This window comes from Prevotella herbatica (genome assembly GCF_017347605.1).
Lineage (GTDB): Bacteria > Bacteroidota > Bacteroidia > Bacteroidales > Bacteroidaceae > Prevotella > Prevotella herbatica.
This window is the reverse complement of sequence record NZ_AP024484.1, coordinates 1,003,339-1,018,345: the sequence shown is the minus strand read 5'-3', so window position 1 is coordinate 1,018,345 and position 15,007 is coordinate 1,003,339. Positions and strand designations below refer to the sequence as shown.

The following is a 15,007-nucleotide window of genomic DNA, read 5'->3' as shown; positions in this document are numbered from 1 at the left end:
GTTTAGTATGAAGAAAATAATATTATTGTTTGTCGCAATATTGTCATTCACTACTTGTTTGGCAAAGAACGACACGTCTGTTGATGGACTTTTCCCTATTGTTTCACAGGGACGTCAAGTGTGGAATTTTAATCCCGAATGGCGCTTTTGTCTTGGTGATGTAGCCAATGCCGAATCAGTAAACTTTAATGATAGTGGTTGGGAAGTAGTTTCAACTCCGCACTGTGTGAAACTCGAACCGGCTGAGGCTAGTGGATGCCGCAACTATCAAGGTAAAGCATGGTATAGAAAGCATTTTGTAGTACCAGCCAATCGCAGTGAAATATATTTTGAGGCGATAATGGGTAAGCAAGATGTATATATCAATGGAAAATTAGCCACTACACATTTTGGTGGTTATCTTCCGATAATAGTAGATCTTGATAAATTCGGACTTCACAAAGGTGATAGTTGTGTTGTTGCTGTGATGGCTGACAATTCAGATGATAAGAATTATCCTCCAGGAAAACCACAGTATGCCTTGGATTTTGCTTATCATGGTGGAATATACCGTGATGTATGGCTAATTGCTAAAAACGATGTATTTATTACAAGTCCGCTTGCCGAAGATAGGCGTGACGCAGGTATATTTGTTCATTATGCTAATATATCAACACATTCAGCTGACGTTATAATCGATGTTAATGTGAGGAACGTTTCAAACAAGGTACGTCATTTAAATATTGAGAACACGCTTGTTGATTCTTGTGGTAAGGTAATTAAGCGAGTGCATGAAGGAATTGTTATTCCTGCAGGACAGAAAAGTGTTTCTCAAAAGATATCTTTGCGCAATCCTAAACTATGGTCGCCTGAAAGTCCATATCTTTATAATCTTGTTACACGTGTTAATGAAGGCTCAAAGACTCTTGACGGTGGAATGACAAAGATAGGAATCCGTTCTATAGAGTTTCGTGGAAAGGATGGCTTCTGGCTTAATGGCAAGAAATATCGTAAACTTATAGGGGGTAATCGTCATCAGGACTTTGCTTATGTAGGTAATGCTGTCCCAAATAGTCAGCAGTGGCGTGACGTGATGAGATTAAAGAATTGTGGATTCAATATTATCCGAACAGCTCATTATCCTCAGGACCCTTCGTTCATGGACGCATGCGACGAATTGGGCATCTTTGTTATCGTAGCTACTCCTGGTTGGCAATTCTGGAATAAGGATTCAATCTTTGAAAATCGTGTATTGGATAATACTCGTCATATAATAAGACGCGACAGAAATCATCCTTCTGTGCTTATGTGGGAACCGATACTTAACGAGACCCACTATCCACTGGAATTCTCTTTGAAATCATTGCAGATTACTAGAGACGAATACCCTTATCCATATCGTCCGGCAGCTGCCGCTGATTTAAATTCAGCGGGAGTACGTGATCATTACGATGTTGTATATGGTTGGCCTGGTGATGACTTAAAACCTAATAGTCCACGTCAATGTATATTTACACGTGAATTTGGTGAAATTGTTGATGATTGGTACGCTCATAACTGTATAAATCGCGCAAGTCGTAGCTGGGGAGAACATCCTCAACTTGTTCAGGCTTTGTCACTAGCTAAGACGACTGGTGAGATGTTTACTTCCACTAGTCAGTTTATAGGTGGTGCACAGTGGCATCCTTTTGATCATCAGCGAGGCTATCATCCAGATCCTTATTGGGGTGGTGACTTTGATGCTTTCCGTCAACCAAAATATGCAGCAGCTATGTATGAGACATTGGGAAGCAAACCAGTTGTGAATATAGCTAATGAGATGACTCCGTTCTCGGATAGTGATGTCGTTGTATTCTCAAATTGCGACAGTGTACGCCTTAGTTTATATGATGGTGAAAAGAGTTGGACATTGCCTGTTGTTCATAATCAGCAGTATTCTGCTCCAGTTATATTCAAGGGTGCATGGAACTTCTTTGAAGCTCGTAACTATAGTTATGTGAAGAAGAACTGGCAGAAAGTGAATATGGTTGCACAAGGTATTGTTGATGGTAAAGTAGTTTGCACTTCACGCCGCATGCCTTCACGTCGCAGCACCCGTCTTCGTTTATATGCAGACACAATGGGGAAACCTTTGGTTGCAGATGGTTCCGACTTCGTCGTTGTTGTGGCAGAGGTTACTGATGATAATGGTAACGTGCGTCGTCTGGCGAAAGAAGATGTTAAGTTTACTGTTACTGGAGAAGGTCGCATCATAGATGACGGCACAATAAATGCCAACCCGCGTGCTGTAGAGTGGGGCTCAGCTCCTATTTTGTTGCGTTCAACACGTAAAGCAGGTAAAATTCATATTCGTGCAGAGGTGCAGTTCCCTGGTACGCATGCACCAACTCCAGCCGAGCTCGATATTCAGTCTGTTCCTTATGAAGGTAGTTTCTGCTTTATACAGCAGTTTAATAAGAAAAGCTCCGATAATTCATCTAACATAACCGAAAAGCATAATGGTACAGTATTATCAGCTAAGGAGAAAGAAAAAATGCTTAAAGAGGTAGAACAGCAACAAGCAGATTTCGGAATCTCAAAATAATTTTGTATTTTTGACGGTGTAATGAGAAAACTAGCCTACATACTACTTTTTGTTTTGCTTTCCGTTTCAGCTTTTGCGCAGAATACGGAAAAGGATGATTTGTTAGTTTCTCATTACACTGAACAAAATGGATTGCCAAACAATATTGTAAACTGTTCTTTGAAAGACAAAGAAGGGTTTATGTGGTTTGGTACATGGTATGGACTTACACGTTTTGACGGAACTCGTTTTCAAAACTATTCAAATGCCGTGAGCATAGTTTCTGATCAACCTCCACGTAAGATAGAAACTATTATGGAAGATGGTCAGGGAAATATCTGGATAAAAACTTTGGATTGGAAATTATCGGTATTCTTTAAACGTACAGAGCGGTTTGAAAATATCTTTGATGAACTGAAACCGTATTCACGTAATTTGCAGATAATAAAGATACAGTCTACACCTGAAGGAAAAGTGTTACTGCTTACGAAAGATAAAAGCCTATTACAGGCATATACGTTACCCGACGGAAGAATCAAAGTGCAGTTGATTGCGTCTTCACGTGGAAAGATAAATAAGTTTGATTATCAACTAAAGGATAACCTTGTTGATATACGTTCTGGTTACGCTGGTTGGGTAGGCAAAGACTATCGCATTTTTGTTCAACCACTTAAAGGAAGCAAATGGACAAAGAAACAATGGTATACTTATTTTCAGCGAAAATCTGTTGAGTCAAATATATATAAGGATTGTTTAGGATGCTTATGGACAGTTGGCGCTACTTCGATAAAATATTTTAATCCTCGTAACGGAAAACAAAAACTGTTTCCGTTTTCTTACTTCGGTCGTATCACTTCTCCTTCCTTTTGTGATGCTGGTGAGCATGGTGTGTTCTATCTCACTGAGGCAGGTGAGGCTCTTTATATAGACAGAAAGACTCTTGAAATGCGTAATGTTGTAACGTTGCCGCAATTGCGTGATGAAAAGCATGGAGCGCATTTCTTCAGTATGAATATGGATCGTGATGGTATTTTATGGCTTTCGTCAACAAACAATGGTATCTATCGTTTTAATTTTCCTAAACGTCAGTTCCGTATAATTCCTTTACCGCCATGTGATAAAGAAGGTGTGAGGTCTTTGTTTCAACTTAAAAATGGAGATGTCTGGGTCGGCACACGCAGTAAGAATCTTTATGTACTTGACATAAACGGCAAATTGAAGTTCAAATATTCTTATGACAGATATCATATAGGAAGCGTTTATTATATCATGGCAGACCATAAAGGAAATCTGTGGTTGTCAACTAAAGGTGATGGACTCGTAAAGGCTTTACCTGATAAGAGCGTTGAGGGAGGATACCGTTTTGTTCATTATTTGCACAATGCTGCTAATCCGTCGACAATAAGTGGTAATAACGTGTATATTACTTATGAGGACAGTCATAAGCGCATTTGGGTTGGAACACTTGATGGTGGTTTGAATCTAATAGTGGAACATAACGGCAGCATTGAGTTCAAGAATAAATATAACGGAATGAAAAACTATCCGGGATATGGACTATATCTTGAAGTAAGGAATATGGTTGAAGACCGATGGGGTAGAATATGGGTTGGAACGATAGACGGATTAATGTCTTTTAATACGAACTTTGATGACGTTAGGCACATCAAGTTTAATTCATACAGATTGACAGAAACTAATACTTTGGCAAATAGTGATGTTTATGCACTATATAAAGATCATCGTCAGAATATTTGGGTATGTACGTTTGGCGGTGGACTGAGTCGTATTTCTGGATATGATAAAAAACAAAATCTTCCTTTATTTAAATCACTTGGAAAACGAGAGGGATTGCGAAACGATGTTATTGTTTCCATTCTTGAGGATAATAGTGGTAGACTGTGGCTCGGTAATGATCATGGTTTATCATGTTATGACCCTGTCACTGATCGTATAAGGAACTTTGATAATACAGACGGATTTCCACATGTGGATATGGAAGAGACTTCTTCTTTGAAAAATTCTAATGGAGAATTATGGATGGGATGCAAACAGGGAATATTAGCATTTCGACCAGAGGCTCTTAAAACGAAAAATGTAAAATATCCTGTATACATTGTCGGCTGTCAGGTAAATAATAGGGATATACGTAGTTATGTTGATGACCCAATTATTGATAAGGCTATAAACTATGTTGACAGGCTGGAACTTAAACATAGTCAGTCAATGTTTACATTGGAGTTTGCAGCATTGAACTTTCATAATCGTGACGGAGTGAACTATCGTTACAAGCTAGACGGATATGATAAGGACTGGCATTACAATGGCAGCAACAGAATTGCGTCTTATACTAACGTGCCTTCTGGAGATTATACTTTTGTTGTTCAGGCAATAGATACTGCCAATCCGGGTAAGATGAGCAGTTGCAGAATGCAGATAACTATATTGCCACCTTGGTGGGCTACTTGGTGGGCATATACATTTTATATGTTTATTTTCGTTGTAACTGCTTATTTTGCCATAAGATATGCAAAGTATCAGTTGAAGATGAAGAACGACATCTATATTCAGACAAAGGTGTCTGAATTTAAAAAGAAGTTTTATCTTGAACAGCAGGATAAATTGTTTGTTGATAATGTTAGTAGCATTATTGATAGCAATCTTATGCAGGAAGATTTTGATATAGAATTAATAGCAAAACAGTTGGGTATGAGCAGAAGCTCATTCTTCAAACGTCTTAAAGCACTAACCGATTTATCTCCTTCTGATTTTGTGAAGGAACGTAAGTTAGCTTGTGCCGTAGAGTTATTGAAAACATCAGAATTAAGCATCGCCGACATAGCATATAAATCTGGTTTCAGTGATTCTGGCTATTTTGGAAAGTGCTTTAGAAAGCGATATGGCATGAGTCCTCGTGAATTTGTAAATAGTCAGAAATAAAGGCTATGAAAAGTTAGTATGTATATCTATAATTTATAAATAGATGAAGGATATATTTGAAGAATAGGATTCGTATAATATCATGCTTTCTTATTTTAGACTTGCTAGTAAATACTCATTTATGACAAAAGATTCATTAGGGGCATTATCATACAATAAAGATGAAGGCATTTACTTTCATCGTATTTATCTCCTATTGCTCTACCTAGTGTCTATTTTGTTAAGGACAAAGATATAAAAAGTTATATTGCTGTCCGGTAAAAACAAATTGAAAGTATTAAAGTCCTTTATTTATAGGGAGTTCAAGCGCTTTCCAAACTAAGGGGCTTACTTTTTCTTTTGAATAGTAAACAAGAGTAAATGGCTTTATATTACCATATATTAGACATAAAAGCCTTGGAAAAGCACAAATATACTCGTTTTAGAGCACTTTTAGCAACAACTAAATTTAAACAAAAGTTTTACCGGACAGCAATAAAAAAGTTATTTATGTTACCAAATATTATGTTTGTACTTTTATCCACCATTTTACAACAGCACAAAATTAAGTAATAATATCTGCATAGGAATGCAGCAGGGCTACATTCCTATGCGTAATCTGCGAGAGAATACTCACGCAAGTGTACTCGATCAATTGCATAAAGAACCCCAATGTCTCCCGCAGATTTTTCCTCATAGCACTTATCTACACTATCTGCTAAAGCAGTTTCATTCGGTTTGTGGTCAGCTAATAAAATGCAGGAACAATATCACCTGTAGAACTTCCTATGTCACACTTGTTCATCATTATCTATTTGTTTTTTGCGCAATACGACTTGATTTAACTATTATTTATTCCCATGTATAGTGTGTGATGCCTTGCGTATTACTTTTTTCTTTCCAAAGAAATATTCTATAGAATTGTTATTTAAAAGAACCTTATGATCGGCAACCAACCATGTTTGCATAACTTGAATAAACAGGCGATGTTTAATTATTTTAGGGTATGAAACAATGTATACGTAATCATCTTTCATAGGCATTTCTACCTTTGCTCTTTTATTTTTAACATGCTTTCTTATAGAATCTTCTATACAAGAATCACCATCGAAAGAAAAATAAAGGGTATCTGATTTAATAGTCTTAAGAAGATCCTTTATTATATAATCATATTGCTTTAAATAGCTATTTTGAGCATAAAAAGTATGAGGTACACCACATACTATAAATAGCAGAACTATGCTTCTATTTAGAAAACACAGACGACGGACAAGTTGAAATAATTCCATATTTATTATATTTATATATTGTTTTATTACCACATCCCACTACAAATTCTGCATGATTAGCAGTTTTTAAATCTTGCTTTGATGGAGCTTGTTGCCAAGTTCTTGAATATCCAGGCTTATAAGTTTTAGAACCACTTGGATGGCTATGCCAATCAGAATTTCCATATGAAACCAAATTATCATTCTTAGAAAGATCTCCTACAGAACTTTTTTTTACATCTTTAACACCGGTATCAGTAAATTTGCCAGAATATTCCCTGTTATTTTGGTCACTAACGCCACCTGTTCCGTCGTCTTCTATACTAGATATCATAGCTGACATCTCGCTATTACTGCCAAATTGGGTCACATTCTTCATGTGATCACCCGCTAAATTACCTTTTCGTATTTCTTCTTCAGTTGATATGGCATTCTCTTTTGAAATAGGATTACTAACCCCTTTTTGATCAGGATTGGAATCTTTATATAATTCAGCTGTACTCTGGCTTGTTTTTATAACAAAATTCAAACTATTTGCACAGTTACGTCTTTGTATTTCTATACCACTTTCATTATAATAAACACTATCTAATCCTGCAACATCATAATAAGCAACCGGATTGTTACAACAGTAAGCATACGGCGAGATACTATAGTATTTCTCGCAGAGAGGGTCCATTCTATCCCATCGTGCGGTGGCAGGGTTGTACTGGCGTGCTCCGTAGTCGTAGGTGTTTAAGCCATGCATGTTGTCAAACTCCTTTCCATTATACTTGTGCTTTTGATCAATGTTGCAAGTGGTGCCATCGCAGAACTGCATTCCGAATGGATAATAGTTGATAGTCTGGACGACATTTCCTGTTTGGCTGCCATCTGCTTTCGTTACCTGACGGATGTTGCCAAGATGATCCTTATCGTAGTAGTAGAATGTGAAGTCATCGATACTTGCATTAGAGGAATTCTTTTCTGCCTGACAGTAACCCTCTTCGAACTGATATTTGTCTATGTGTCCGTTCTTTAGTGTAAGATTGCCGCCAAGGAGATAATCATTGTAGTCTGTACATTGAATCTCTGAAGGGGCAAGTTCTTTTGTATCGCCAATCGCAACAGCGATATTAGGAACAGCAGTCTGATATATCACTCGGAGCTTCTCGCCTGTAGCACTGTAGATGTACTTGGTCACGTTGCCATCAGTGAACTGTATGCGGACTGGATTGTTGAGATAGTCATAGTCAATCTTGGCTATTTTACGACCAGCATCGCTTATGAGAGAACCAGCATCGTTGTAAGTTAGAGGATATTCCTTATTAGGCTCTCCATTGAAGTCAGTTGCACCTTCATAAGTGAGCTGAGTTGCATTGTCACGGACACTTGTCAATCTGTTGCCGCCATACGTCATATACAGGTTGTCGACCATGCCAAAACTGCCATGTATCTTGTCCACGAGACCACTCCGCTTCAGTCCGGTGATGTTGCCATTACAGTCGTATTCTACATGCTCGTCGAAGTAATTCTTGTTGTTTGAGAGATTATCACCTGAGCCATAGACTGCATTGTATAGACGGTTGCTGTCATCGTATTTCAGGTTATATCCATTATACCCACCATCATTACTTGCCTTCCATTTCATGGTGCTTATGTTGCCATTGTAACATCCGCCATCGAGACCGTCTGAGTAGTATAAGTTTTCACGAAAGCCATTGCTATTAATGCCTGTAAGCCATCCATGAACATCATAGGAATACGAACAATCAGACTTGCCTGTTGTCGTTAGCTGCCTACTTTTACTACTTAGTCTGCCTATAGCGTCATAGAGGTATTCTGTTTCTCGTGGTAGTACTGTTATACCATGACTTAATGAAAGATTCATTTTCATCTTCTTACCACACTTGTATGTATAGTCAGTTTTAGCGATAAAATCACTGCCATATCCAACATTGACATTAGCCACCGTGTTGTCAATAGCACCAGTGAATGTATATTCTGTGTTTACATCCTCAATAAATCCATTGATTCCTTTACGAACAGACCTTACGACTTGTCCTTTATAGTCGTACACATCAATGGAACCAAGTGCTTCACCATTGGTTGCATATACCACCAATCCCGTCTGGGATCCAATGGCGTATTGTTCTTGGTTCTGGTTAATGGTTACTGTCGGCATTGTAGATATAAGATTTTTACCAATGAAATCATAATTGTCGTAATAGTTGACAATCTCAAGCTTTGGGTCGTTGATGGTATAGGGGATAGTATAGCCAGAATTGCAGATACCGTCAGACCCACTTACGTAAGTTGTTGCAGAGAGTATCGAGTAATCTCGATTACCATCAATACAAGTACCCTGTACGCACAGTCTTCCAAGATTGTCATATAGATAAAACCTGTATCTGCTTCCGAGTGCAGGATCTCTCATATAAGCCACATGGTCAGCCATGTCGTACCAATACTGAGTAGTGCCACATTGAGGAAGAATCTTCTTAACCATACGTCCTCTATCATCATAACGATATTCATAGGCAAATATTGCTTCATTGTGAGAACTTTGATAGGATGGCGAAAGGACGAAACGAAGTTGTCCAAGGACATTGTATACATAGTACGTATCACCGGCAGCTGTACGCTCGAGTATCTTATTACCATGCAGGTCTGTGAAAACAGTTACACTCTTGTTGTCTGCATCATAGGATACGACCTTGTTGAGTATGCCTTCGGGATAATACTGGTAAGATGTATTCTCTGGATGTCTCAGGCTATAGGAACCATCCTCTGGTGCCTCATAGTGTAGGACATAGTCTGATGCAATATTTGCGAGGTATTCAGTTTTGTTCTGCTTTCCCGCTCCTCTCCATTTCTCTCCGGCGATATCAACAGCTGTCACTCTGTTAAGGGCATCATAATGGTTCTGGGTAAAGCCACTATTATCCATATAAAAATCCCCCTTGGAATTGATACTGCTTTCATTTATATAATCCAGATTGGTGCCAGGTACGGGAACATATTCTCGGTTTTTGTGACCTACGGCATCGTATGTTGTCAGGGAATATGCAGTTTCGCCATTGACGCCAGCTGTAGCAACAGAGAGCGTTGGATAGCCAAGACCATCATAATATTGAACTGCTTGTATGAAATCTGTACCTTTAGCATCAAGCATCGTAATGGATTGGACATAATTCTCTCTGTCGGTTTGAGCCAGACACAAGGTTGGCACAAATGGCAGAATTATCAAAAGTTGTTTTATTTTGTTCATGATGCTTATTTTTTATAGTTGTAAATGTACTTTTGAAGGATATTGTCAGAGGCATCACTTGCCATTATTAGCCTCCCATAGCTGTCATAGCTGTATTTCGTTTCATTCCCATTGGGATGAATGATGCTTGATATGGTATGCTCTGGGGAATATATGTAAGCATTTATCATTACTCCTTGGTACTTTTGCTTTATCAAACTGTTATACAAATTTCTAATAACATCTGGGGATACATCTGATCTACCTTCCAAATCTGAAATCTGTGTCATAATTTCATTATTGAAATCATTATGTTTTCTTCCAATAATTTCCATTACTGGATACTGATGGTTGTATGACCAGATGATAGTCACTGGAGTTCCGTCTTTCTTTTTATATTCACGAATATTGCCATAGTTGTCATAATCAGTAATTTCTATTTCAAGAAGTTGCGCATGAGATGGTTGAATAGAATAGCTTTTTTCAATGACAGGTAAGCCATTCGGCAATTCTTCATACAAATTTAGGTATCCGCCTCTTAAAGAACCGTTTCGGGATTCCTCCTCTATTGTTTTTTCGCTGATGCAATGCTTATTATTTAACATTGCATCAGGATTATACCCTTTATTCTGCAGTTCAGTCTTAAGCGTGTTGTTTGCTTTGCTGATAACCATACCGTCTTCTGGGTACCAAATATTCGTAGATGAGGATTCATAGCCGTTGCTCTTTGATATAAATTTTGGTTGATAATTACTTTCTTTGTATTCGTAAGATGTGGTAACAGGAGACATTGGCTTTCCATTTATGTAATTTGTTTCAGTTACGCTTTGGGGCAATGCGCATATTGGATATTTAGGATATAAAGAGTACTTATAATATGTATCAAAATATGTACTTCCTGGATTCGTATCAAGACAACGCGCCCATGGAAAAAATATCATATTGTTCAATGCAGGATTTAAACCAATAGTCGAATAAGAATAGGAAACTTTATCCATTAGAGTCTTATCCTTTGAATATGTCATGGATTCTGCCAATTTCCCATTTAATCCATCTAAATTTACTCCGAACATGTTATAATAAATATTATATCCTTTATTATTATATTTTTCTATGTCATAAGACATAAGTTGTCCGTTTTTATCGTAAGATTCCTTAGTTACTTTTGAATATCCAACATTTGGGCATCCTAGAGAGCATATCGCTGGATAGGTAGGATTTGATGTTATAAAGAAAAATCTACAATCATAAACTTGTTTATATTTATTAAAATCCCCAGTTATGGGATAAAAAGACGCCATGGGTATTAGTTCTGCCTGAACTGTTGGGACCAAAAGTCTTCCACCTTCGTATTTATATAGAGTGGAACCAAGAAGAGTGTTATTGTTATCATAATTCTCTATTTTTTTGATTCTCATCCCCCCGCCAATTGACTTTCCACTAGCGTCAGCAATAGATAAATCTTCTTTGTATTCAGGAGGAAACAATACATTTATGCTACCGCCAGTTATTAATCCACTTGCAACACTAGCGTATAGACTTGATAATACATAATGCCCCTTAGGAAGTTCACATGACTCTTTAATATCCTGTTTGTCATTATATTTGTCATAATACCTGGAGAATACCGTATTTCCATTGGCATCCTTACCAACAATACTTACACAAAACCTATAGTATTGTTGTGAAGATGGGTAATATGGAGTGCTTGAAGTTATGTCTACTTTTGTAGGTTGGTCAATATCAAATTCACTTGTATCTGCTGTGGTTTTATACCCTCTTCCTGTATAACCAGAAGCACATGACTCTGTTCTTACATGCACCACACTTGAAGTTGAAGTGGCTGATGGATAGTAATTATTTCCATCAACATCATCAAAGTGGTTTATCTCATAATCAAACTTCGTATATCCGCCAGTGGGGTATATAATCTTGTTCAAAGTTCCTGCCTCGCAAAGGTATTCCGAAGCATAACGATTAGCAGGTCCAACAGTTTCAACACTAACAAGCTTGTCGTTGTTCTGATTTTTATATTCTGGCGAAGCGCAAAAGCCGTCTGTGTTACGTTCTCCATTATAATAGCCCCAAAAATCTTGTTGTACACTTAACCGTGAAGGCAATGCTATACCTTCGTTATACCCGAAAGAGTATTTCTTTCCATCTACAGTAATGTCTGTTAGTTTTAATCGATTATAGCTATACACGCTTGTATAATCGTACCTATTACAAAGCTCTCTATCGTAATTACTTTCAGTAAAGTTCCCATACTTAAAAATGGCGGTATGTATAATCGAGTTCTTGTTGCTATTTGACTGTACTGTTATTTTGTCTATTCGTTTTGCTTGTTTAATATCTTCTCTATTGCCATAAGTAAGCGTAACTGTTTCTTTGTCAGTTGTTATAGTTTCAGGATAGTATTCGTTAGCGACATGTTCCAACAAACTAAAAGGATAATTACGATCAATGAATTGCTTTCGTATTGCTGCTGACTCTATAGGCCTGTCATAGCTCTTATCAGGTTTACCAACAGTTTCATAATAGGGTCTCAAAAAATCACAAGACTCTTTTAAATATTTGAATTCAGCCAAGCTCTGGTCAGCTGCATTTTTGATTTTCGATAGATTGTATGAAGCATGGTCATACATATTATTCTCTGGAGCTTCTGTAAAAATATACTTAAGCCCATGGTCATCCGTAATTTCAATGCTATGAGGATAGATAGCAGTATATTCCGTCAGTTCTATCTTGTAATTTGTTGCATCATTACCAATAATCTTAGCATTCTTATTAGAAGTGTCAATTATGAAAGAAACGCTATGACCGCAAAATGATGCTTGGAAAATATCAGGAACTTTTGCTCCCTTTGAGACAGCTTGCAAAATGTCATATTTCTTTCGGTCTGCTTCTATAGGTAAACAATAACCGTCAGGACCATTAGGAATCGCAGGAAATTTGACAGAAGCTAATGTGCACGTTGGAGATAAAATATATTTAACATTAGGTAATATTGTCTGCAGCAAATCTAAGTTGGATATTGAAATATTATATGACGTTTCATAAAAATCGCTTTGCCCACATACGATTTGGCTGATGTTTCCGCCCATCATCAGGTTCCATCCCAATCCGACATACGTTGCCTGCTGTTCGACCTTTATTCCAGAAGCATCATAGTTCAGTTCTATAGGCATGGTGAAATTACTAGAGCCAATACTGAATAAAGGTATTGAGATATGTGGAACACCAGTATAACCAGAAGCACTATATTTCCCATATTGTCCAAGTGCACTTGCTTCTGGAGTCAGTTTTTGGAAGTCTGGAAGAAAACTCTTATAGATATTCTGCAGGTCTTGATTCTCATCTGCATGAGTAAGACTGAAGTAAGTCAATAAAATGAATAATAGTATTGTTGTTTTTTTTATATATTTAATCATAGTATTACCTTTTTGCTATATACTTTTCCGTTAACATTAATATAAAGAATATACGTTCCATGATGTAATCCGTTACAATTTATTTCTGCAGTATATCCTTCTCCTGCCTTCTGGGTCCACTCTCCGTGACGATAGGTTATACCCATGTGACTGGCAACAATAGTACAGATGGTTGCATCTACATCAAGGTCGTATTTGATGTTGATAACGCCTCCATTGGTTTCTATACTGTAGTGGATGATATCAGGTTCTGCCTGTGTCTCGTCAAAAGAATTGTCCTGCCAATCTGAAGCATTTTCATCCTCTGGGCGAATATAGAGCGCTACCTTATCTTTCGGAAGGTTGCAATAGGCATATTTTGTTGTACCGATTACATCCATGTTGAGATAAGTAGTGCTGGTCACATCCTCAATGATTGGATATTGTGACTTTGAAACAAACCACTCATAGCGTTCATCTATCACCTGAGTTAGTTTTGCCGTATCAAGCGCAGCTACATTTATATTCATACCGATGGAATATGAATCAATTGTGTGCACTCTTCGCACATTTCTTACGGTATCATTCTCGGCAAGCACAATTGAACCTGCTGCATCTACGTGTACCGTTGTTGTTCCTACCTCTCGGAAGGGATGATTGCCACAGTACATACCCTCGCATCTGAATCCTTTACTGATGGAGTCTCCGTATTCAAGGGGGAATTTCTTTGTAAGTTTCTTCCTGATATACTCTCTTCTTTCCAATGGCGACTCGCTGGCAAACTGAATGAGTGTGTCTGAAGTTGCATGATAGTAACGGTTTTTGCCAGATTCACTGACTGACACAACGCCAGTACTGTCTTTCATGAACATGACCTGAGATGACTCCTTCGAGCCAAGTTTGCGGGAGAAATCCCATACTTTGTGCTTACCACCCTTGCCTGGGGAGAAATAATGAATCTTGCTTTTCTGTAAGCTATCGGTGGATAATGGTGCCATGCCGGACAGGTTAATCTGACTATAGACTGGCGTAACACCCAATTGCAATACAAAAATATGCAAAAAGAATAATGTTTTCATTAATTAAAATTGTTATTAGATTATATATTCCACAAAATATGTGGATAGTTCTTTTAGTTGTTGCGTTAAAAACATACATTTTTGTTTTCGATTGTAAATATATGTAAAATTATGATAGAGTGGAATATGTTTAACATATTATATCAATATTTTTAATATGTATACAGTTAAGGTCGCTCTTTACTCATTTTTAATAATACAACAACCTCAATATCACCATATTCTGAGGTATAATACATAATTAGTGCAGTTCACTTAAAATCAGCAATCGTACTTTGGAATAGCTGAATTATAGTTATTAACATGTTTTTTTAGTCAACGAATCTGAGTTTGTTTCTTTGGAATGGTTGTTGAAGACACATATTGGATTGAATGACAACCAATCAGGTAAGGTGAGACAACTTATTTAATAACAAATGTAAACCTATTCCGGCTAAAGACATTATACCAGAAAAAGTTTTTTTAATGCCACTAATGTCACTTTGTCACAAACCCTTTGTTTATAAGGGGCGAGCGAGTGACATTAAGTGACATTATCGGGGTAAAAGTGACATTAAAGT

6 protein-coding genes are annotated in these 15,007 nt (G+C 37.4%); 2 read left to right on the top strand and 4 right to left on the bottom strand.

Features of this window, described 5'->3' with window-relative positions; genetic code table 11:
- Nucleotides 1-7 precede the first annotated feature (7 nt).
- Both prwr041_RS03765 and prwr041_RS03760 read left to right on the top strand, forming a co-directional pair.
- The gene (locus prwr041_RS03765; protein WP_207155032.1) at nucleotides 8-2,563 is read left to right on the top strand and encodes a glycoside hydrolase family 2 protein; all 2,556 of its coding nucleotides are present in this window, start codon (nucleotides 8-10) and stop codon (nucleotides 2,561-2,563) included.
- 21 nt (nucleotides 2,564-2,584) lie between these two features.
- Nucleotides 2,585-5,482, top strand: a complete 2,898-nt coding sequence (locus prwr041_RS03760) for a two-component regulator propeller domain-containing protein (protein ID WP_207155031.1) — start codon at nucleotides 2,585-2,587, stop codon at nucleotides 5,480-5,482.
- 827 nt (nucleotides 5,483-6,309) lie between these two features.
- On the opposite strand, the gene prwr041_RS03755 is transcribed toward prwr041_RS03760, so the two are convergent.
- Genes prwr041_RS03755 through prwr041_RS03740 form a run of 4 tightly spaced genes read right to left on the bottom strand, consistent with a single transcriptional unit; the run spans nucleotide 6,310 to nucleotide 14,447 of the window.
- The gene (locus prwr041_RS03755; protein ID WP_207155030.1) at nucleotides 6,310-6,750 is read right to left on the bottom strand and encodes a hypothetical protein; all 441 of its coding nucleotides are present in this window, start codon (nucleotides 6,748-6,750) and stop codon (nucleotides 6,310-6,312) included.
- A complete protein-coding gene (locus prwr041_RS03750) occupies nucleotides 6,707-9,979 on the bottom strand; it encodes an RHS repeat domain-containing protein (RefSeq protein WP_207155029.1) in 3,273 nt (1,090 codons plus the stop codon). Before prwr041_RS03750 ends, prwr041_RS03755 begins: the two co-directional genes overlap by 44 nt.
- Nucleotides 9,980-9,984: 5 nt before the next feature.
- Nucleotides 9,985-13,389: a hypothetical protein gene (locus prwr041_RS03745; protein WP_207155028.1), complete on the bottom strand. Its 3,405-nt coding sequence runs from the start codon at nucleotides 13,387-13,389 to the stop codon at nucleotides 9,985-9,987.
- Nucleotides 13,386-14,447, bottom strand: a complete 1,062-nt coding sequence (locus tag prwr041_RS03740) for a hypothetical protein (RefSeq protein WP_207155027.1) — start codon at nucleotides 14,445-14,447, stop codon at nucleotides 13,386-13,388. The genes prwr041_RS03745 and prwr041_RS03740 overlap by 4 nt, the downstream gene beginning before the upstream one ends.
- Nucleotides 14,448-15,007: the final 560 nt, after the last annotated feature.

Bases quoted from the DNA above. Each gene is read 5' to 3' on its own strand.
- prwr041_RS03765 (WP_207155032.1), top strand. From the start codon at position 8: ATGAAGAAAATAATATTATTGTTTGTCGCAATATTGTCATTCACTACT.
- prwr041_RS03760 (WP_207155031.1), top strand. From the start codon at position 2,585: ATGAGAAAACTAGCCTACATACTACTTTTTGTTTTGCTTTCCGTTTCA.
- prwr041_RS03755 (WP_207155030.1), bottom strand. From the start codon at position 6,750: ATGGAATTATTTCAACTTGTCCGTCGTCTGTGTTTTCTAAATAGAAGC.
- prwr041_RS03750 (WP_207155029.1), bottom strand. From the start codon at position 9,979: ATGAACAAAATAAAACAACTTTTGATAATTCTGCCATTTGTGCCAACC.
- prwr041_RS03745 (WP_207155028.1), bottom strand. From the start codon at position 13,389: ATGATTAAATATATAAAAAAAACAACAATACTATTATTCATTTTATTG.
- prwr041_RS03740 (WP_207155027.1), bottom strand. From the start codon at position 14,447: ATGAAAACATTATTCTTTTTGCATATTTTTGTATTGCAATTGGGTGTT.